The 20,514-nt window shown below is 63.0% G+C and carries 17 protein-coding genes; 9 read left to right on the top strand and 8 right to left on the bottom strand.

All coding sequences use genetic code 11. The features are described 5' to 3' along the window. The first annotated feature begins 12 nt into the window (after positions 1-12). The 8 genes from MAFF_RS04555 (at position 13) to MAFF_RS04520 (ending at position 9,778) form a co-directional block, all read left to right on the top strand. Positions 13-1,386 carry a PleD family two-component system response regulator gene (locus MAFF_RS04555; protein ID WP_010909711.1) on the top strand — a complete coding sequence of 458 codons (1,374 nt, stop codon included), beginning with the start codon at positions 13-15 and terminating at the stop codon, positions 1,384-1,386. A gap of 429 nt (positions 1,387-1,815) precedes the next feature. Further along, positions 1,816-3,366, top strand: coding sequence for an FAD-dependent monooxygenase (locus tag MAFF_RS04550; RefSeq protein WP_010909710.1), 1,551 nt, complete (start codon positions 1,816-1,818; stop codon positions 3,364-3,366). Positions 3,367-3,477: 111 nt separating this feature from the next. After that, positions 3,478-4,260 carry a FadR/GntR family transcriptional regulator gene (locus tag MAFF_RS04545; RefSeq protein ID WP_010909709.1) on the top strand — a complete coding sequence of 261 codons (783 nt, stop codon included), beginning with the start codon at positions 3,478-3,480 and terminating at the stop codon, positions 4,258-4,260. Then, entirely contained in the window at positions 4,257-5,444 is a 1,188-nt protein-coding gene (locus MAFF_RS04540) for a PLP-dependent transferase (protein WP_010909708.1), read from the top strand. Before MAFF_RS04545 ends, MAFF_RS04540 begins: the two co-directional genes overlap by 4 nt. 29 nt (positions 5,445-5,473) lie before the next feature. Beyond that, entirely contained in the window at positions 5,474-6,751 is a 1,278-nt protein-coding gene (locus MAFF_RS04535; RefSeq protein WP_032930431.1) for an ABC transporter substrate-binding protein, read from the top strand. 183 nt (positions 6,752-6,934) lie between these two features. Then, a complete protein-coding gene (locus tag MAFF_RS04530) occupies positions 6,935-7,858 on the top strand; it encodes a carbohydrate ABC transporter permease (protein WP_010909706.1) in 924 nt (307 codons plus the stop codon). After that, a complete protein-coding gene (locus tag MAFF_RS04525) occupies positions 7,858-8,706 on the top strand; it encodes a carbohydrate ABC transporter permease (protein WP_010909705.1) in 849 nt (282 codons plus the stop codon). Before MAFF_RS04530 ends, MAFF_RS04525 begins: the two co-directional genes overlap by 1 nt. Before the next feature lie 4 nt (positions 8,707-8,710). Next, on the top strand, positions 8,711-9,778 hold the full coding sequence (locus MAFF_RS04520) for an ABC transporter ATP-binding protein (protein WP_010909704.1): 1,068 nt from the start codon (positions 8,711-8,713) through the stop codon (positions 9,776-9,778). Positions 9,779-10,373: 595 nt separating this feature from the next. Here the strand turns inward: MAFF_RS04520 and rpmG are convergent. The 8 genes from rpmG to MAFF_RS04475 form a co-directional block, all read right to left on the bottom strand. Further along, positions 10,374-10,541: a 50S ribosomal protein L33 gene (gene rpmG / locus MAFF_RS04510; RefSeq protein ID WP_006201775.1), complete on the bottom strand. Its 168-nt coding sequence runs from the start codon at positions 10,539-10,541 to the stop codon at positions 10,374-10,376. Between the two features lie 153 nt (positions 10,542-10,694). Then, entirely contained in the window at positions 10,695-11,153 is a 459-nt protein-coding gene (locus MAFF_RS04505) for a hypothetical protein (RefSeq protein WP_010909703.1), read from the bottom strand. A 112-nt stretch (positions 11,154-11,265) separates the two neighbouring features. Further along, positions 11,266-12,444 (bottom strand): MFS transporter, encoded by a 1,179-nt coding sequence (locus MAFF_RS04500; protein ID WP_010909702.1) that lies wholly within the window; start codon positions 12,442-12,444, stop codon positions 11,266-11,268. Positions 12,445-12,522: 78 nt separating this feature from the next. Beyond that, positions 12,523-13,263 carry an NUDIX hydrolase gene (locus MAFF_RS04495; protein WP_038647029.1) on the bottom strand — a complete coding sequence of 247 codons (741 nt, stop codon included), beginning with the start codon at positions 13,261-13,263 and terminating at the stop codon, positions 12,523-12,525. A 73-nt stretch (positions 13,264-13,336) separates the two neighbouring features. Then, positions 13,337-13,789 carry a DUF983 domain-containing protein gene (locus MAFF_RS04490; RefSeq protein ID WP_010909700.1) on the bottom strand — a complete coding sequence of 151 codons (453 nt, stop codon included), beginning with the start codon at positions 13,787-13,789 and terminating at the stop codon, positions 13,337-13,339. Further along, on the bottom strand, positions 13,789-16,095 hold the full coding sequence (gene rnr / locus MAFF_RS04485; protein WP_010909699.1) for a ribonuclease R: 2,307 nt from the start codon (positions 16,093-16,095) through the stop codon (positions 13,789-13,791). Before rnr ends, MAFF_RS04490 begins: the two co-directional genes overlap by 1 nt. Before the next feature lie 6 nt (positions 16,096-16,101). Further along, positions 16,102-18,723 carry a type I DNA topoisomerase gene (topA, locus tag MAFF_RS04480; RefSeq protein WP_010909698.1) on the bottom strand — a complete coding sequence of 874 codons (2,622 nt, stop codon included), beginning with the start codon at positions 18,721-18,723 and terminating at the stop codon, positions 16,102-16,104. Between the two features lie 366 nt (positions 18,724-19,089). Beyond that, positions 19,090-19,467, bottom strand: a complete 378-nt coding sequence (locus MAFF_RS04475) for a COG4315 family predicted lipoprotein (RefSeq protein ID WP_032930422.1) — start codon at positions 19,465-19,467, stop codon at positions 19,090-19,092. A gap of 177 nt (positions 19,468-19,644) precedes the next feature. Between MAFF_RS04475 and MAFF_RS04470 the strand changes: the two genes are divergently transcribed. Beyond that, positions 19,645-20,391: a cytochrome c biogenesis CcdA family protein gene (locus MAFF_RS04470; RefSeq protein WP_010909697.1), complete on the top strand. Its 747-nt coding sequence runs from the start codon at positions 19,645-19,647 to the stop codon at positions 20,389-20,391. Positions 20,392-20,514 lie beyond the last annotated feature (123 nt).

Raw genomic sequence — 20,514 nt, 5'->3', positions numbered from 1 at the left:
GAGCCTTGTGAAATGACCGCGCGGATCCTCGTCGTCGACGACATCCCTGCCAATGTGAGGCTGCTGGAGGTCCGGCTGCTGGCCGAATATTTCGAGGTGCTGACCGCCACCAATGGACCCGACGCCATCGAGACCTGCGAAAACGGCAAGGTCGATGTCGTGCTGCTCGACGTGATGATGCCCGACATGGACGGGTTCGAGGTCTGCCGCAGGCTGAAGAGCGACCCGGCGACATCGCACATTCCGGTGGTGATGATCACCGCGCTCGACCAGGTTTCCGACCGCGTGCGCGGGCTCGAGGCCGGCGCCGACGATTTCCTGACCAAGCCGGTCAACGACCTGCAGCTGATGACGCGCGTCAAGAGCCTGGTCCGGTTGAAGTCTCTCACCGACGAACTCAGGCTGCGCGCCTCGACGACGCGCAACATCGGCATCGAAGAGCTGCTCAGCCGCAATTTCGCGTCCGAGGACACGACGCCGAAAGTGCTGTTGATCGACGAGCGCAAATCGTCTGTCGAGCGCATCCAGAAAATGCTGCGCGACCGCGCCGACCTCGATGTTATCGGCGACCCGCATGCCGGGTTCTTCCAGGCCGCCGAGACGTCCTATGAATGCGTGATGATCTCGACGGCCTTCGCCGATTTCGATCCGCTGCGGCTCTGCTCGCAATTGCGCTCGCTCGACCGGACCCGTTTCGTGCCGATCATCCTTTTGGCGGAGGAGGGCGAGGAGGAGCGCATCATCCGCGGCCTCGAACTCGGCATCAACGACTATCTGATGCGGCCGATCGACCAGCAGGAGCTGACCGCGCGGCTGCGCACCCAGGTGCGCCGCAAGCGCTACAACGACCAATTGCGCGCCAGTGTCACCCAGACCATCGAGATGGCGGTGACCGACGGCCTGACCGGGCTGCACAACCGCCGCTATCTCGACAGCCATTTGCAGACGCTGTTCGATCGCGCCGTGGCGCGGCGCCGGCCATTGTCAGTAATGATCACCGATCTCGACCGCTTCAAGTCGATCAATGACGCGCATGGCCATGATGGCGGCGACGAGGTGCTACGGGAATTCGCGCGGCGGCTGCGCAAGAATGTCAGGGGTATCGACCTTGCCTGCCGGTTCGGCGGCGAGGAGTTCGTCGTGGTCATGCCGGACACCGACGGTGCCGTGGCCGAGAAAGTGGCCGAACGCATCCGCGCCGAAATCGCTCAAAAGCCTTTCGCCATCGGCGCCGACGGCAAGACAATCGAGGTCACCGTCAGCGTCGGGGTGTCGTCGGTGCTGAAGGGCGTTGATACGGTGGCGGCGCTGATGAAGCGCGCCGATCTCGCGCTCTACGAAGCCAAGAGCGGCGGCCGCAACCGCGTCGTAGCCAAGGCAGCGTAAGCGTCCGCGACCGATTCCACGGTCAATCCAACAAGGTTAGCTATTTACCTTAATCCAAGCGATTCGCGAGCCTTGGTTAAGAAACTGTTGATTTTCATAAGCTCCTGAGCAAATGTGCAGGCCAAGACGAAGCCGGCGCGAGGGTAGATAGCCGGCTCGATCCCTAGAAATACCCCATGATGCTCAGGTCCGCCGCATCTCCTGGGTCCGTGGGGTCGGCCGGCCGGCGCTGGCACATAGTGGCCTCCTCGTACCGCTGCCAAACGCCGACCGGCCCCCTTCTTTCAAACAGAACATCAGAACTTCGTGCCAAGGCACGAAGGACTCTGATTTTTTGCCTGCAAGCAATCCGGGCTCCGGTCTTCGATCCACCGCCGTTGGCCGGCCGAAGCGATCCGCGCCGGAGAGCACCCCTTCCATTTCATACATATGGCGTACAAGGGGCTTGCGGCAAGACCCGGCTCCTCCCGTAAAACCCACGCAAATCAGGCGCGAAAACGGGAGTGGCGATTGACGATTTCAGAGCATGCGGTGGTGATCGCCGGGGGCGGTCCGACAGGATTGATGCTGGCGGGGGAACTCGCTTTGGCGGGCATCGACGTTGCCATTGTCGAGCGGCGCCCGGACCAGCAGCTGATCGGGTTGCGCGCGGGTGGCCTGCACGCACGTACCATCGAAATTCTCGATCAGCGCGGAATTGCCGACCGGTTTCTCTCGCAGGGGCAGAGCTTCCCGACCGTCGGTTTCCACATGATCCGGTTGGATATCAGCGACTTTCCCAGCCGGCACAACTATCTGCTGGCGCTGCGACAAAACCACATCGAGCGGATATTGGTCGACTGGATCGACGAGTTGGGGGTGCCGATCTATCGCGGACAGGACGTCACCGGCTTCGCGCAGGATGATGATGGTGTCGACCTGGATCTGTCCGGAGGCCAACGGCTGCGGGCGCAATACCTCATCGGCTGCGATGGAGGGCGCAGCACGATCCGCAAGGCGGCGGGCATTGAGTTCCCCGGATGGGATCCGACGATGAGTTGGATGATCGCCGAGGTCGAGATGTCTGGGGAGCCGGCATTGGGCTTTCGCAGCGATGCCTACGGGATTCATGCGATAGGCAAGATCGAGGAAAACGGCCGGGTGGGTGTCGTGCTTACCGAGAGGCAATTGACCATTGGCGGCGAACCGACGCTGGCCGATCTGCGTGAAGCACTTGTCGCTGTCTATGGCACCGATTACGGGGTCCACAGTCCAACCTGGATTTCCCGCTTCACCGACATGACACGCCAGGCCGCCGCCTACCGCGACAGACGCGTCCTCCTGGCCGGCGACGCCGCGCACATCCATCCGCCGATGGGCGGGCAGGGGCTTAATATCGGCGTCCAGGACGCGGTCAATCTGGGGTGGAAGCTGGCCCAGGTGGTCAAGCTGATATCACCGGAAAGCCTTCTCGACAGCTATCACGCCGAGCGTCATCCGATCGCCGCGCGCGTGCTGCGCAACGCGAAGGCACAGGTTGCCCTTCGTCGTATCGATGCCAGCACCAAGGCATTGAACGACACCCTTACCGAGCTGCTTGGCATGGATGAACCGCGCAAACGGATCGCCGCGGAGATGTCCGGTCTGGGCATCCATTACGATCTCGGCGCGGGACATCCACTGCTTGGGCGGCGGATGCCCGACCTCGACCTGGCCACGGCCAGCGGTCCAGTGCGGGTCTTCAGCCTGCTGCATGACGCCCGGCCGGTGCTTCTCAACCTCGGTGAACCAGGCGGACTGGACATTGCGCCCTGGGCGAATCGGGTCCGGCAGATCGAGGCAGGATATAATGGCACATGGGAGCTGCCGGTCCTCGGGACGGTCGCCCCGGCCGCTGCCGTGCTGATCCGGCCCGATGGCTATGTGGCCTGGGTCGGGATCGGAACCCAACACGGGCTGGCTGAGGCGCTGACCACCTGGTTCGGGCCGCCCGCCACTTAGCCGATAGATCGAGGCGGACCACGCGATGTCCTCAAACGCATCGCGTGGCAGCTTGCGACAAGGCAAAAGCCGACTGCTCTCCTGACAATCGGTTGACAGGAGGTTTTATCTATGCAGAAATTGGTTGGACCATTGGACCACTTGAATTCGGGAGGATTTGTGGACCAGAACAGCCTGCCACCCATTCAGACGACGGCGCGCGATGACGCCGTGCTGAAGGCGTTGGTGGGCTTTGTTCGCGCCGAGGCCCTGCAGCCCGGCAATCGGCTTCCGACCGAACGCATCCTGGCCGAGCGGCTGAAAGTCAGCCGCAACACAGTGCGCGAGGCGCTGACGCGGTGGGAGGGGCTTGGCCTGGTCGAGCGCCGGCAAGGCAGCGGCACCTATCTCAAGGCGGCTGTCTCGCCCGACATGCTGCATATGCCGCTGACGCTTGCAGGCGGCAACGACTTCACCAGCCTGATGCATACGCTTGAAATTCGCCGCGCGCTGGAAGCGGAGGCGGCGGCCCTTTGCGCCGAACGCGCCAGCCCGGCGGACATTGCCGAGATCAAGCGCAAGCTCGACATCATGGAGCAGGCCTTCCGCACCCGCGACGGCATGTCGTCGGAAGAGGACTGGGAGTTCCACCAGGCGATCTACCGGGTCTCCGGCAATCCGCTGTTCGAGCAGATCATCGCAGCCATGCACGAACTGTTCCATCGCTTCTGGGAGCATCCGCTCGGCGTGCGTGATTTCGGCCACGCCAGCTTTCCCTATCACCGCACCATCTACGAATGCATTGCCGCACGCGACCCGCAAGGCGCCCGCGCCGAGGCGCTCAAGCTGATCGCCACCGTCGAGGACGATCTCAAGCGCGGTGCGGCCAAACTCAAACTTTCGAGCCAGACATGAACGAGCATCCGAGCGGTTTCGATCACGATTATCTTGCCGAGGCGGCGACGCTTTTGGCGCATGACGAGCCGTTCCCGGGTGGCGCGGTGGTGCCGCCGATCTACCAGACCTCGCTGTTCACCTTCGCCAACTATGCCGAAATGGCCGACACATTTGCCGGCAAACGAAAGCAGCCGATCTATTCGCGCGGCGACAATCCGACGGTGATGGAGTTCGAGGCGCGCGTGGCCGCGCTCGAGGGCGCCGAGGCCGCGCGCGGCTTTTCCAGCGGCATGGCGGCGATCAGCGCCACCGTGCTTGCCTTCGTTGGCGCGGGCGAGCGCATTGTCGCCGTGCGCAATTGCTATGGCGATGCCTACCGCTTGTTCGAACGGCTTCTGCCGCGGCTCAACATCAAGGTCGACTATGTCGACGGCTCCGATCCGGACGCGGTGGCAGCGGCACTTCCCGGCGCCAAGCTGCTCTACCTGGAAAGCCCGACCTCGATGATGTTCGAGCTCCAGGACATTGCGCATTTGACCCGGCTGGCGAAAGAGCAGGGCATCGTCACCACGATCGACAATTCCTGGGCGACGCCGGTGTTCCAGAAGCCGATCTCGCACGGGGTCGACCTGGTGCTGCATTCGGCATCGAAATATCTCGGCGGCCACAGCGACACGGTCGCCGGCGTGGTGGCGGGCTCCGCCGCCCACATCAAGCACATCAACGAGCAGACCTATTCCTATCTCGGCGGCAAGCTGTCGCCATTCGAGGCCTGGCTGCTGCTGCGCGGCCTGCGCACGCTGCCGCTGCGGCTGCCGCACCACATGAAGAGCGGGCTAACCCTCGCCGAGCGGCTCAAGGCGCATGCCCATGTCGAGCGCGTCAACCATCCAGCCTATTCGAACCATCCCGGCAAGGCGACGCTGGCCGGCTATGCCGGTCTGTTCTCCTTCGAGGTGACGGACGATATCGACATCCCGGTCTTCGTCGACGCGCTGAAGTATTTCCGCATCGGCGTCAGCTGGGGCGGGCATGAAAGCCTGGTCGTGCCGGCCAAGGCGTCGCTGGAGCAGACGCCGGGACTGAATTCGATGGCGCGCTTCGGCGTCAGCCCCCGAACCATCCGCTTCAATGTCGGATTGGAAAGTGTCGAAGACCTCTGGGCCGACGTCGCCCAGGCCTTCGAAAAAGCCAGAAAATAACAAGCGGGTTCAAAATGGGAGTCTTGAACATGAAAAAACTGACCGTCATGCTTGCCACCGTTGCGGGGCTGGCGATTTCCGCCGGGAGCGCGCTGGCCGATTCGACCCTCAAGATGGTCGAAGTCATCACCAGCCCGCCGCGCACCGAATTCCTGAAAAAACAGATCGCCGAGTTCGAGGCTGCCAATCCCGGCGTCAAGGTCGAGCTGATCTCGCTGCCCTGGGGCCAAGCCTTCGAAAAGTTCCTGACCATGGTGCAGGCCGGCGACACGCCCGACGTGGTCGAGATGCCGGAACGCTGGATGGGCCTCTATGCCAACAATGCCCAGCTCGAGGACCTCGGTCCCTACATGGCCAAATGGGACGACGCCAAGACGCTTGGCGAGCGCGCCAAGCAGTTCGGCTCGACGGTCAACAACACCCAGTTCATGATCCCCTACGGCTACTATGTGAATGCGCTGTTCTGGAACAAGAAACTGTTCAAGCAAGCTGGCCTCGACGGCCCGCCGGCGACGCTCGACGAGTTCGTCGCCGACTCCAAGAAGATCTCCGCCATTCCAGGCAAATACGGCTACTGCCTGCGCGGCGGACCCGGCGCCTTCAACGGCATGCACATGTTCATGAACATCGCCCAGGGCAAGGGCGGATACTTCAACAAGGACGGCACCTCGACCATCAATGAGGAGGGCTCGGTCAAGGGCCTGCAGATGCTGGCCGACATGTACAAGGACGGCTTGGCGCCGAAGGATGCGGTGAGCTGGGGTTTCAACGAAACCGTCACCGGCTTCTATTCCGGCACCTGCGCCATGCTCAACCAGGATCCGGACGCGTTGCTCGGCATCGCCGACAAGATGAGCGCCGACGATTTCGCCGTGGCGCCGCTGCCGGTTGGCCCGAGCGGCAAGTCCTATCCGACGCTCGGTTATGCCGGCTGGGCGATGTTCGCCAACTCGCAGCACAAGGACGATGCCTGGAAGCTGATGGCGACGCTGCTCTCGCCCAAGGACAATCTCGAATGGGCCAAGGAAGTCGGCGTGGTGCCGATCCACAACGGCGCCGACCAAGATCCGCATTTCAAGACCGAGCAGTTCAAGGGCTGGTTCACCGAGCTCAGCGACACCTCCAAATATGAAATGGTGACGCCGCCGACGCATCTGGAAAACCTCGGCAATTTCGTCGACCAGGTGGCGATCAAGAATTTCCAGGAAGTGCTGCTGGGCCAAAAGACCGCCAAGGACGTCGCCGACCAATGGGCCGCCTTCCTGACCAAGGAACAGCAGGATTGGCTGGCGAAAAACAAGAAGTAAGCGCCTTCTTCCTTCTCCCCGTTTCACGGGGAGAAGGTGTCACGAAGTGACGGATGAGGGCAGCGCCATGCCCCGATAGGCTTGCGCTGCCCCTCATCTGGCTGCCGCCATCTTCTCCCCGTGAACGGGGAGAAGGACGCTGTCGCCGACGCCGGCATTCACTCATTCACCGCAGAGCTGCCAATGACCTATGCCGTGTCCGAAATCCGATCCGCCGGCAAGCCGCGACGAAAGCGGCTGTCGCACGCCGCCATCGAGCCCTGGCTCTATCTCAGTCCGTCGATCATACTGCTGGTCGTGGTGCTGCTGGTGCCGCTGGTCATCGGCATCAGCTACTCCTTCCGCAAATTCTCGGCCTTCAAGTCGGAATTTGTCGGGCTCGGGCAGTATCGCGCGATGCTGTCGGATCCGGTGCTGGGGCAGGCGCTGGTCAACACGCTGTGGTGGACGGTCGCCAGCCTGTTCTTCCAGTTCTTCCTCGGCCTTGGCCTGGCGCTGCTGCTCGACAAGCCGTTCCGGGGCCGCAAGCTGGTGCAGGCGCTGGTGTTCCTGCCCTGGGCGGTGCCGTCCTTCCTGTCCGGCCTGACCTGGGCCTGGCTGTTCAACCCGATCATCGGCCCGTTGCCGCATTGGCTTTTCGCACTCGGGCTGAAGGCCGAGCCGACCAACATTCTCTCTGATCCCGCCACCGCCATGTGGGGGCCGATCGTCGCCAATGTCTGGTTCGGCATTCCGTTCTTCGCCATCACGCTGCTGGCGGCGCTGAAGTCCATTCCGTCCGAACTGCATGAGGCGGCGGCGATCGACGGCGCTTCGCCCTGGCAGCGCTTCACCAAGGTGACGCTGCCGTTCCTGGCGCCGACCATTGCCATCACCGTGATGCTGCGCACCATCTGGATCGCCACCTTCGCCGACCTCATCTTCGTCATGACCGAGGGAGGACCGGCCGGCTCGACCAACACGGTGCCGGTCTACATCTATGTCAGCGCCTTCAAATCGCTGGACAAGGGCTATGCCTCGGCTGTGGCCGTGCTGCTCCTCGTCCTGCTCATTGCCTATGCGATCGCGCTGATCGCCATCCGCCGCTCCCTGGTGAGGCACGTCTGATGATCGCGGGACGCTCAAACTCACAACGGTTCTTCGGCGGTGTCGGCCTCTATGCGGCAATCGCGGCCTATGTGGTCTTCGCCTTGTTCCCGATCTACTGGACGCTGAAGATCTCGGTCACGCCGGAACGGCTGCTCTATTCGGAAGGCGTCACCTTCTGGCCTTCGCGGATGACGTTGCAGAATTTTGTCACCGTGCTCGAGGCCACCGATTTCCCGCGCTATTTCCTCAACAGCGTCATCGTCTCGGTGTCGACGGCGGCCTTGGTGACCGTCACCGCCACGCTCGCCGGCTACGCCATGTCGCGCTTCACCTTTCGCGGCAAGGCGGCGCTGGCCTTGATGCTGCTTTTGACCCAGACGTTTCCGCTGGTGATGGTCATTCCGCCGATCTACCGGGTGATGGGGCAGATCGGCCTGATCAACAGCCTGACAGGGCTGATCATCATCTACACCGCCTTCAACACTGCCTTCGCCACCTTCCTGATGCAGTCCTTCTTCGACGGCATCCCGAAGGATCTGGAGGAGGCGGCGATGATCGACGGCTGCACCCGTGCGCAGGCGATGCGCAAGGTGATCGTGCCGCTCACCCTGCCCGGCATGGGCGCGACGCTCGGCTTTGTCTTCACCGCCGCCTGGAGCGAGCTTCTGTTCGCGCTGATGCTGATTTCCAGCGACGACCAGAAGACTTTTGCCGTCGGCCTGCTCACCTTCATCGGCAAGTTCGCCGTCGACTGGGGGCAGATGATGGCGGCATCCATCCTGGCGCTGATCCCGGTCTGCATCTTCTTCGCTTTCCTGCAACGCTATCTCGTCACCGGCCTGACCGCCGGCGCCGTCAAAGGATAGATCGATGGCTTCTGTTACACTCGATAAGGTCCGCAAGGACTATGGCGCCGTCCGCGTCCTGCACGCGGTCGATCTTGAAATCGCCGATGGCGAGTTCGTCGTCCTGGTCGGGCCGTCTGGCTGCGGCAAATCCACGCTTTTGCGCATGATCGCCGGGCTGGAGGAGGCTTCAGGCGGCGAGATCCGCATCGGCGAGCGGTTGGTCAATGACGTCGCGCCCAAGGACCGCGACATCGCCATGGTGTTCCAGTCCTACGCGCTCTACCCGCATATGGACGTGTCGAAGAACATGGGCTTCAGCCTGCTCCTGAAGAAGGCGCAGAAGTCCACGATCGATGCAAGGGTGGATGGCGCGGCCAAGCGGCTCGGGCTCGACACGTTCCTGCAACGGTTGCCGCGGCAATTGTCCGGCGGCCAGCGACAGCGCGTCGCCATGGGACGCGCCATCGTGCGCGACCCCAAGGTTTTTCTCTTTGACGAGCCGTTGTCGAATCTCGACGCCAAGTTGCGCGTGCATATGCGTGCCGAGATCAAGGCGTTGCACCAGCAGTTGAAGACCACCTCTGTCTACGTCACCCACGACCAGATCGAAGCGATGACCATGGCCGACCGGATCGTCGTCATGCATGACGGGCTGATCCAGCAGGTCGGCGCGCCACTCGATCTCTATGACCGGCCAGCCAACGTGTTCGTTGCCGGCTTCATCGGCTCACCGGGCATGAATTTCCTGCCGGCAACCGTGGAGAAGGGCGCAAAGGCGGACGCGGTGCTTTCCGATGGCCAGAAGCTGCGGCTGCCGGATGGCCTACCACTCAAGGATGGCGACGCGATCACCATCGGCCTGCGGCCCGAACATATAAGGCTGGCCGAAGACGGCGCACTGCAGGGCGAGGTGGTGGTGGTGGAGCCGCTCGGGCTTTCGACGCAGTTCTACGTCACACTGGCCAACCAGCAGCTCTGCGTCTTTGCCATGGGGCGCGCCGGCGTGAAGCCCGGCGATATCGTGCGGCTGGCGGCCGATCCGGCGGCGCTGCATCTGTTCGATCCGAAAAGCGGCGACCGCATCGGCTGAAGGAGATTTCGGGCGGGGCTGAGGGAACTCAGCCCACAGCCTCAGCAGGCGGTGCGCTGCAATTGCTAGGAAGGTACCCTGCTTCACCAGATTTACGAGGGATCGGCCGCTTCGAAAGGAGAGGCGGGTTTTCGTGCCGCCAGGCCCCAGCGTCGTGGGGGCTATTTGTTGCGCTACCTCGGCGGCCGACTTCTCGGGAAAGGCACGATCGTCAGAGGCGACTTCTGAAATTCCGCAGCCGCTATTTCTTCGATCATCACATCTAGCCTGGCGCGGATCCTTTGGCTTGTTTCGTCCTCGCCGCACAGGCGGTTTTGTGCGCATTCCAACAGCTCGCGCGCCGCTGCAAAGTCGCTTTGCATCGCAACACCCACTAGCCAACCCAACGCCGTATCGTCCTCCCACTTAGTTTAGGGATTGCTAATGGATGAATCGGCAATTTAAGGAATGGCGGCTCGTGGTTTAGCCATTTTGGCTACCCGACGCATTGCGCTGGCCACTATGCTGTCCGTCACTTATCTTAACAGAACAATGACTTAGACACAAAAACGCCGCCCGATGGGCGGCGTTTTTGTTTGCAAGGGAAAAACCCAGATTACTTGATCTTGGTTTCCTTGAATTCAACGTGCTTCTTGGCGACCGGGTCGTACTTGCGGAACGACAGCTTGTCGGTCTTGGTACGGCTGTTCTTGCTGGTCACGTAGAAGAAACCGGTGTCGGCGGTCGACAGAAGCTTGATCTTGATGTTTGCGGCTTTGGCCATGGTATCAGTCCGTTTGTTCGTGGGGTTTTGGCCGCTGGAGCACGGGAAGACACCCGGACGCGGGAAACTTGGCGCGACACATAAAGAACGTGCCTGGAAAGTCAAGCCCGGCGGAGCTTCTCCGCCCCACCGGAACCGCCCTATGGCCTCAAATCATGCGGTTTGTGTCTCCGGCGCCGCTATCTTTTTCCAGTCCCCGGTGGTGTTCCACCAGCGATTCGGATTGGCGCGGTCGTCCAGTCCCTTGGAGCGGCTGGCGAGGATCGGCTGGATGCGGATCACCGGCTCCTGGTAGGAATGGGCCTGGAAAATCGCCTCAACGACTTGGGCAGCCAACGCCTGGTCGTCGGGCAATTCGAAGGACACCTCGACCGTGCCCGGGCGACGGCGCAATTCGATTTCGGCGCCGGCCGCTGCCCCTTCGAGCGGCCTGTAGCGCTCGATGCCGTGCGCTGACTGATAGGCGTTGCGGTCATATTTGCCCATCGCCAGCGGGGCGATCGCAACCACCGCGTCCATGATACGGTCGACATCCGCCGCCGGGGCCTGGAAGGTCACGAGCAGCAGGAGCGTCATTCGCAGGGATGTGGTTTCAAAGCCGCTGTCGATCATGGGAGTGTCCTCAACTTCCGATGTTTTGGGGATACTCTTTTACCGCGTGGCTCCTGACACGGTTCTGTCAGCAGCTGCTGCGTACGCGAACAGAATCGCTATTCCAGACGCTCTACAAAAGGATCTTGCGAACCAGCCTGAAGCAGACCAGGGCGATGTAGGCGCCGAAGAACAGGCCGAGCGACCAGCCGAAACCGGAAGGCCCGAAACTGTCCATGCCGATGCCGATCGCCTGTGGGCCAAGCACCATGCCGACGCCGTAGCACAGCACGAAGGCTGCGTTGGCCGACGCCAGTTCGTGGCCGGAGAGCTGCGAACCGAGATGGGCGAGGCCGATCGTGTACATGGCCGCGACGACACCGCCCCAGACGAACAGAAGCGCTGCCATCAAGTGCCAGTTCGCCGCAAAGAAGGGCATGAACAGCGTGCCGGCAAGGCCAACCGTGGCGCAGGCGAGCAGCAGATAACGCCGGTCCGAAACGCGGTCGCTGATCATGCCGATCGGAATCTGCAAGAGCACATTGCCAAGGCCGATCATGGTCAGCAGCAATGCGGCGTCGGCTTCGGAATAGCCGATGCGGTTGCCATAGACCGGGAACAGCGCGAAGCCGCCGGTCTCGACCGCGCCGAACACCAGCACGGCAAAAGTCGCGGTCGGCACCAGCCAGATGTAGCGCAGGAAATTGCTGGTTTCGCCATCGGCGACGATGGAGGGGCTTTCATTGCGCGCGGCCAGCACCGGTATCGCGGCCAGCGTGACCAGTGCGATGATGACGCCGAACGGCCTGAAGCCGGAGCTGCCGAGATGGGCGAACAGCCACGGTCCGGCGGCAAAACCGAGCGACAGGACGGTGGCGTAGATGCCAAGAACAAGGCCGCGCCGGTGCGGCGGTGCCGACGTGCTGATCCAGAATTCCGACAGGATGAACAGCACCGTCAACGCGATATGCAGCACGATGCGCAGCGGGAACCACATCCAGAAATTGGGCGCGAAATGGAAACCGACGAAGGCGAGAGCGCCGGTGGCAATCATGGCGATCATGGTCCAGGCGACGCCAAAGCGCATGGCGAGCGGTGTCGCCAGCGGCGCACCGGCGATCGAGGCCAGGCCGGCCACGGCGGTGTTGAGGCCGATCATCGAAGCCGAGTGGCCGCGCGTTTCCAGGATGACGCTGAGCAGTGGCATGCCGAGGCCAATGGCGATGCCGACGACGCTGATTGACGAGATCGCCGCCACCATCGGCAGCCAGTGTACGCGTTCGTCGCCCTGTGGTTGGGTATCGACCGTCATGGGATAGTGAATACTCTGTCTCGTTGATCTTACGCAATTCCGGGCGGAAAACCGCGTCACACTCTTCCTGGAATTGCTCTACAGAAGTTCGCGGGTGAAGCGGTTGCGGACAAGCCGGTAGAAGGGCACGGGGCCGCCCGGACGCAGCAGCGGATCATGGGCAAGGCGTTTTTCCAACTCGTCCAGGATCATTCGGGTGATGTCGGGTATGTCGGCTTCCCTGGCCTTGGCAAGCGGCAGCCAGACCAGTTCCTCAAGTTCGTTGGTCGGACCGCCGCCCGGCAGTTCAACGGCCACATCGCTGCGCCAGGCGCTGAAGAAGCGCGTATCGAAGCGGCGCACCCGGTTGGGCGGCGTGATGGCGCGCGCGATGAAACGCAGCGTTTCGAGCGAAGGCCTGACGCCGTGTTCGACGAAACCTTGCCAGTCGCGCTTGTCGGTGGCAAAGGCGGCCCTCTCGCCGATGAGCAGACCGGCTTCCTCATAGGTCTCGCGAATTGCGGACAAGGCGACGGCGCGGGCCCGCGCGGCACTGGTGCGGCCGGGACCAGCCAGCAGCTTCGCTTCCTCGTCGCGATGCAATGCGGTGGCCGTCGCGATGCGGCTGTCGGCCGGATCGGTACGGCCACCGGGAAACACGAATTTCCCAGGCATGAAGGCGTGGCCGGCGTGGCGGCGCCCCATCAGCACCAGCACCTCATCGCCCTTGCGGTCGAGCAGGATCAGGGTCGCGGCATCACGCGGCCGCAGAGGCCGGCCGCCATGTGCGGCGAGACCCTTGTCGAGCTTGTCGACATCCGCCTTGGTCATTGCTTCCATGCGCAGGGACCTAGCGGAAACTTCTTGCATGCGAAAGTGGCCTTAGCGATTGGCGTGTTGCGCCAGTGGCGCATCAGGCGCCGTGGTGGGAGCCCGCCCCATCCTTTTCGCCACCGAATCCGTGCATATAGAACGCCCATTGCAGTCCTATGACGGCACCTTTGACAGGCTGCAGCAGCGCAACCGACAAAATGATGGTCAGAGGCACCCAGATGAGGATGTGCTGCCAGGTTGAGAGCGTCGATGTCGCTTCCACGCCCATGAACGCACCGAGAACGATGTGGCCGACGATGACAATGACCAGATAGGCCGGCAGGTCATCGGCGCGATGGTGATGGATTTCCTCGCCACAGACGCTGCAGGTGTCGACGGTCTTGGTGAAGCCGCGAAACAGCTTGCCTTCGCCGCAGTTCGGGCAGCGGCCCAAAAGGCCGCGCTTCATCGCCGTCCACAAGGGGCGGGCAACCCGGCCAGTGTGATGTTCACCGCCGAAAACCTGTTCTTGTATCCCTAATTCCTTTGGCATTATCGTCTCCTGCCGCGCGAACCCGGTCGCGATTGCGACGCACGGGCGCGGCCCTTGGCCTTGTGAAACGACCTGGTGGAGCCTGGCAGGGGCTTCGGGTCTGTCAGCATCTCGAAGCGCATGGCGCCGGCCATGGGTGCCACCTCGACGAGCCGGACCTCGACATGGTCCGCGAGCTGGTAGCCTTTGCCCGTGCGTTCTCCGAAGAGCGAGCGAGCGGCTTCGTCGTATATATAGTAATCGCCGCCCAGCGTTGACACGGGGATGAAGCCATCGGCGCCATATTGCGGCAATTGGACAAATAGTCCTGATTTGGTGACGCCGGAGATGCGGGCGTCGAAGCGGTCGTCGATGCGCTCGGCGAGATAGGCTGCAATCAGCCGGTCGACCGTGTCGCGCTCGGCCGCCATGGCACGCCGTTCCGTGCCGGAGATCAGTATCGCAACGTCTTCGAGCCGAGCTGCTTCGTCCTGCGTCAGTCCTCCCGGTCCGAGGCCGAGTGCGGCAATAAGCCCGCGATGCACGATCAAATCGGCATAGCGGCGGATCGGCGAGGTGAAATGCGCGTAGCGCCTGAGGTTGAGGCCGAAATGGCCGATATTCCCGGGCGAGTATTCAGCCTGGCTCTGCGAGCGCAGCACCACCTCGTTGACCAGTGCCTCGTTGTCGGCGCCGCGCACGCGCTCGAGAATGCCGTTGAACTGGCTGGGCCGCATCTGCGCGCCGCGCGCCAGTGACAGGCCGAGCGTCTGCAGGAATTCGCGTAGCGATTCCTGCTTGGCGAGCGACGGCGCGTCGTGGACGCGGTAGACCAGCGCCTGCTTCTTCGCCTCCAGCGTCTCGGCGGCGGCGACATTGGCCTGGATCATGAATTCTTCGATCAGCTTATGGGCATCGAGCCGTTCCGGCACGATGACACGGTCGACCGTGCCGTCCGGCTTGAGCATGATCTTGCGCTCCGGTAGGTCGAGTTCGAGCGGCTGTCGGCCGGCGCGACCGCGCTTGAGGATCGCATAGGCATCCCAGAGCGGCTTCAGCACGGTGTCGAGGATCGGGCCGGTCTTCTCGTCGGGCGCGCCGTCGATGGCCGCCTGCGCCTGCGGATAGGCAAGCTTCGCCGCCGATTTCATCATCACGCGGTGGAAGGAGTGCCTGATCTTGTGACCTTCGGCGGAGAAGGTCATGCGCACGGCCAGCGCCGGGCGATCCTGGCCCTCTCGCAGCGAACAGAGATCGTTCGAGATGCGCTCCGGCAGCATCGGCACGACGCGATCCGGGAAATAGACCGAATTGCCGCGCTTCAAGGCTTCGCGGTCCAGCGCCGTGCCATAGCGGACATAGGCGGCAACGTCGGCGATCGCCACGGTGGCGATCACGCCGCCCGGGTTCTTTTCGTCGAGATCAGGCGTCGCGAAGACCGCGTCATCGTGGTCCTTGGCGTCGGCCGGATCGATGGTGACGAGAGGCAGGTCGCGCCAGTCCTCGCGGCGGTCAAGCGTTGCCGGCTTGACGGCTTCGGATTCGGCGATGACATCAGCCGGAAAGATGTGCGGGATGTCGTGGGCGTGGATGGCGATCATCGAGACCGCCTTTTCACTGGTCAACGAGCCGAGCACATTGAGCACCTTGGCTTTCGGCAGCCCGTAGCGGGAAGCCCGCGCGGGCTCGACCTCGACCAGGTCGCCATTCTCAGCGCCGTTCTGGAATTCCTTGTCGACGATCAGTTCGGGCTGGCGCCGTTCCACCGGTTCGATGCGGAAGGTGCCGTCCTTTAGCACGCGAAAGACGCCGAGGACGGCATCGGTGCGCTTCTCGAAGATCTTCATCACCCGGCCGGTATAGGCGGGGCCGGACGGATCATCGGTCGGGAAGGTCTTGGCCAGGACGCGGTCGCCAATGCCGGGCGCCGGGCCGTTGCCGCTGCGCGAAACGCGGATCGAGACCACGGGCGGCTCGCCGCTGCCGATTGACTCCGCCGGATGCGCCAGCAGGATGCCGTCGCCGTCACGGCCAAAAATGTCGAGCACGGCGACATGGGGCAGGGCGCCGACGCGGGCCAGCCGCTTGCGCTCCTTGGTCAGCACGCCTTCATCCTGCAGGTCGCGCAGAATGTCTTTCAGCCAGATGCGGTCATCGCCGCGCAAAGCGAAGGCCTTGGCGATGTCGCGCTTTCCGGCACGATCGGGATTTTCGGCGATATAGCGCAGGATTTCGTCGCGCGAAGGCCGATAGTCGTCCTTGACCTTGGCCCTCGTGTCGGCGGTGCGTGGATCGCCGTGGCTCCGTCCGGTGATCCTGCGCGCCACGCCGTCCTACCCTTTTTTCTTCGCCGCCGGCTTCCTGGCGGCTGTTTTCTTGGCCGCGGGCGCCTTGGCCGCGGCTGCCTTGCGGAACGGCTTCTTGCCGCCGCCGCCCTTGGCTTCCTTCTCGGCAATCAGCGCCAGCGCGTCCTCGATGGTCACCGATTGCGGATCCTTGCCCTTGGGCAGCGTGGCATTGACCTTGCCGAAATTGACGTAAGGCCCGTATTTGCCGTCGCGCACGACGATCTTGCCGCCACCGTCCGGATGGTCGCCAAGCTCCTTCAGCGCCGCCGGCGTGCCGCCATTGCGGCCGCCCTTGCCCTTCGACTGCTTCTCGGCGATCACCGTGACGGCGCGGTTGAGGCCGATCGAGAACACATCCTCGATGCTGTCGAGATTGGCATAGGTGCCATCATGCAGCACGAACGGGCCGTAGCGGCCGAGCCCGGCCGAGATCATCTTGGACGTTTCAGGATGCTTGCCGATATCGCGCGGCAGCGCCAGCAACGCCAATGCTTTCTCATGGTCGATGGTTTCGGGCGTCCAGCCCTTGGGCAGGCTCGAGCGCTTGGCGTCCTTACCGTCGCCGCGCTGGAGGTAGGGCCCGAAGCGACCCGATCGCAGGGTGATTTCCTCGGCCGTGTAGGGATCCTTGCCGAGCACCTTGGTGCCGTCATCGCCGCCGCCATTCTCGCCATTAGGATTGGCGGCGTCGCCGAGCTGGCGGGTGAAGGAGCATTCCGGATAGTTCGAGCAGCCGACGAAGGCGCCGAACTTGCCGAGCTTCAGCGAGAGGTTGCCGGTGCCGCATTTCGGGCAGATCCGCGGGTTGGAGCCGTCTTCGCGCGCGGGGAAGACCAGGGGCGCCAGTTCCTCGTTCAGCGCATCGAGCACATCGGTGACGCGCAGCTCCTTGATGTCGGCGACGGCGCCCGAAAAATCCTTCCAGAAATCGCGCAGCACGTCCTTCCAGGCGAGCTTGCCGTCGGAAATCTCGTCGAGCTTTTCCTCCAGCGATGCCGTGAAGTCATATTCGACATAGCGCTCGAAGAAGCTTTCGAGGAAAGCGGACAGCAGGCGGCCCTTGGCCTGCGGCACCAGCCGGCGCTTGTCGATCGTGACATAGTCGCGGTCCTCGAGCGTCTTCAGGATTGCCGTATAGGTCGACGGCCGGCCGATGCCGAGTTCTTCCAGCTTCTTGATCAGCGTGGCCTCGGAATAGCGCGGTGGCGGCTCGGTCGTGTGCTGGGTGGCGTTGATTGCCTGGCGGGCAAGCTGCTCGCCGGCGCGGATTTCCGGCAGACGGCGGTTTTCCTCGTCCTCCGCGTCGTCGTCCTTCTGATCGGTGTAGGCGGCGATGAAGCCGTCGAAGCGAACGACCGAACCGACAGCGCGAAGTTCGGCTGTGCGGGCGCCATTGACGGCCTCGATCTCGACTGTGGTGCGCTCGATTTCGGCCGGCTGCATCTGGCTGGCGATGGCGCGCTTCCAGATCAGCTCATAAAGCCGCATCTGGTCGGAATCGAGATACTGCCGAACCGATGCCGGAGTGCGCATGAAATCCGTCGGACGGATCGCCTCGTGCGCTTCCTGGGCATTCTTGGCCTTGGTCGTGTAGAAACGCGGCTTTTCCGGCAGATATTTCGGGCCGAATTCCTTGGCGATGGCATCGCGGGCAGCGTCGATAGCCTCGGGCGCCATCTGCACGCCGTCTGTTCGCATATAGGTGATCAGGCCGGTCGTTTCGCCGCCGATCTCCATACCCTCATAGAGCCGCTGCGCCACCTGCATGGTGCGGGTGGCCGAAAAACCGAGGCCCGAGGAGGCGGCCTGCTGCAAGGTCGAGGTGGTGAAGGGCGGGCCTGGGTTGCGCTTGGTCGGCTTGGCTTCCACCGACAACGCCTTGAAGGTCGCGCCCTCGAGCATCGCCTTGATGTCGTCGGCCTGCGCCTTGTTGGCAATGTCGAGCTTTTGCAGCTTCTTGCGCTCGAAGGCGGTCAGCCGCGCCTCGAAAGTCTCGTTGCGCGGCGTGCCGAGGATGGCGGCGATCTGCCAATATTCCTCGCGGATGAAGCGTTCGATTTCGGATTCACGGTCGCAGACCAGACGCAAGGCCACGGACTGGACGCGGCCGGCCGAGCGGGCGCCGGGCAATTTGCGCCACAGCACCGGCGACAGCGTGAAGCCGACGAGATAGTCCAGCGCCCGGCGGGCCAGATAGGCATCGACCAGCGGCGCGTCGATCTGGCGCGGATTGGCCATGGCTTCCAGCACCGACGATTTGGTGATGGCGTTGAAGACGACCCGGCTGACCGGCTTGTCCTTCAGCGCGCGCTTCTGCTTCAGCACTTCCAGAACATGCCAGGAAATGGCCTCGCCTTCGCGATCCGGGTCGGTGGCGAGGATCAGGCCGTCGGCATCCTTGACCGCCTTGGCGATGTCGGCGAGCCGCTTGCCCGAGGCGGTGTCGACCGCCCAGGACATGGCGAAATCTTCATCCGGGCGCACCGAGCCATCCTTGGCCGGCAAATCGCGGACATGGCCGAACGAGGCCAGAACCTTGTAGTTCTTGCCGAGGTATTTGTTGATTGTCTTCGCCTTGGCCGGCGATTCGACGACGACGACGTCCATGAGGTCTCATATCAGCTGTGATGCGGCAGAAGAATTCCGCTGCGCGCGACGAAATCTCGTTCTATTTGCCGCTCACATGGCCGCGCTTTTGCATCCGGTCAAGGGGAAGCGCCCAAATTGCGGGGCTGTCCGCAGCAATACACTCTTAGAGTGTATGGAGAAAATCACAGATTTGGCCTGGAGGGATGACGTCGCTTGCTAGGGGCGAACGGCCCGATTCATTTTTCGCCGAGTCGGGAGACGGCGGCTTGCGTACGATGCCGGGACGACGAGGGGAAAGGCCGCCTGGCGCTGGCCGCCGGCTCAATGGGGGAATGCCCGGCGACCAGCCTAGTCCCGCCGTCAGGCGGGCGATTGTATCGAGGATCAATCGGCTTTCAGCATGTGCCAGACGCCGGCGACACCTTCACCGTTCACATCGCCGGCCTTCTTGTCCTTTGTGAAGGTATAGACCGGCTTGCCGTCATAGGCCCACATCTTGGTGCCGTCGGTGCGGTCGATGACGCTCCATTCGTCATCCGCCTTGGCGCCGGCCGCGGCCTTCAGCGGCGGCCAGTTGGCGGCGCATTTGTCGTAGCAGGTGGTCTTGCCCTTCGCGTCCTTGTCATAGGTATAGAGCGTCATGCCCTTGGCGTCGGTGTAGATCTTGGTGCCGTTGACCTCGGCTTTCTTCCACGCGTCGGCGGCAAAGGATGCGGCTGTGCTGAGAAGCAGTGCGGCCAGCCCTATGGTTATGGTTTTCATGGAAATCTCCCTGGCTGTATTGGAGACGCGCGGGAAATCGCGGCCTCTCTGACATCAACGTCCCATGCCGGCGCTTTCGTCCCCCATGTCCGTATGCGGCTGACTTTCCACACAATGGTGATTGGCAGACAGGCCTGGCCGTCGCTATATCCGCCGGGGAGCAGTTGGAGTTTTGGAATGGCATTGGACATCGGCTATGTCAGCGCCGTCGGGGCGGGAGCCATCTCGTTCCTGTCGCCTTGCGTGCTGCCGCTGGTGCCGCCCTATCTCTGCTACATGGCAGGCGTTTCGGTCGACGACTTCCGTGGCGATGCGGGCGTCACAGCCCGCGAAGGCACGCGCGGGGCACTGCTCTATTCTTCCATCGCCTTCGTGCTCGGCTTTTCGACCGTGTTCGTCGCGCTCGGCGCCGGCGCCTCGACAATCGGCCGGCTCTTGCGCGTCTGGCAGGAGCCGCTGGCGATGGGCGCCGGCGTGCTGATCATCCTGATGGGCCTGAATTTCCTCGGCATATTGCGCATTCCGCTGCTGTCGCGCGAGGCTCGTTTCCAGTCGCAAGGCAAGCCGGCAAATGCTATCGCCGCGTATATCATGGGGCTCGCCTTCGCCTTCGGCTGGACGCCCTGCATCGGCCCGGTGCTGGGGCCGATCCTGACGCTGGCCGGCGGGCGCGAGACGGTGGGCGAGGGTGCGCTGCTGCTCGCCGCTTATTCGCTCGGACTTGGAATACCGTTTCTGATCGCCGCCGTGTTTTCTGGCGCCTTCATGCGCTTCCTCGGCAAATTCCGCGTCCATCTCGGCCGCGTTGAAAAGGCGATCGGCGCTCTGCTGGTAGTCGCCGGCGTGTTTTTCCTAACCGGCGGCGTGCAGACCGTGTCCTACTGGCTGCTGGAGAATTTTCCGGTGCTGGGTCGGCTGGGGTAAGTTCCCCCCGCTTTTGCGGTAAAGGATCTGGCAGTGGACCTGCTGATTAAAAGTCACTTGCTCGACTATCTCACCGGAATTTAACCGCATTGGTGCAGCATGGCGCCACTGCTATCTTGTCTT

This window comes from Mesorhizobium japonicum MAFF 303099 (genome assembly GCF_000009625.1).
GTDB lineage: Bacteria > Pseudomonadota > Alphaproteobacteria > Rhizobiales > Rhizobiaceae > Mesorhizobium > Mesorhizobium japonicum.
The sequence above is the reverse complement of the archived record's forward strand: the minus strand, read 5'-3'. Positions and strand labels throughout refer to the sequence as shown.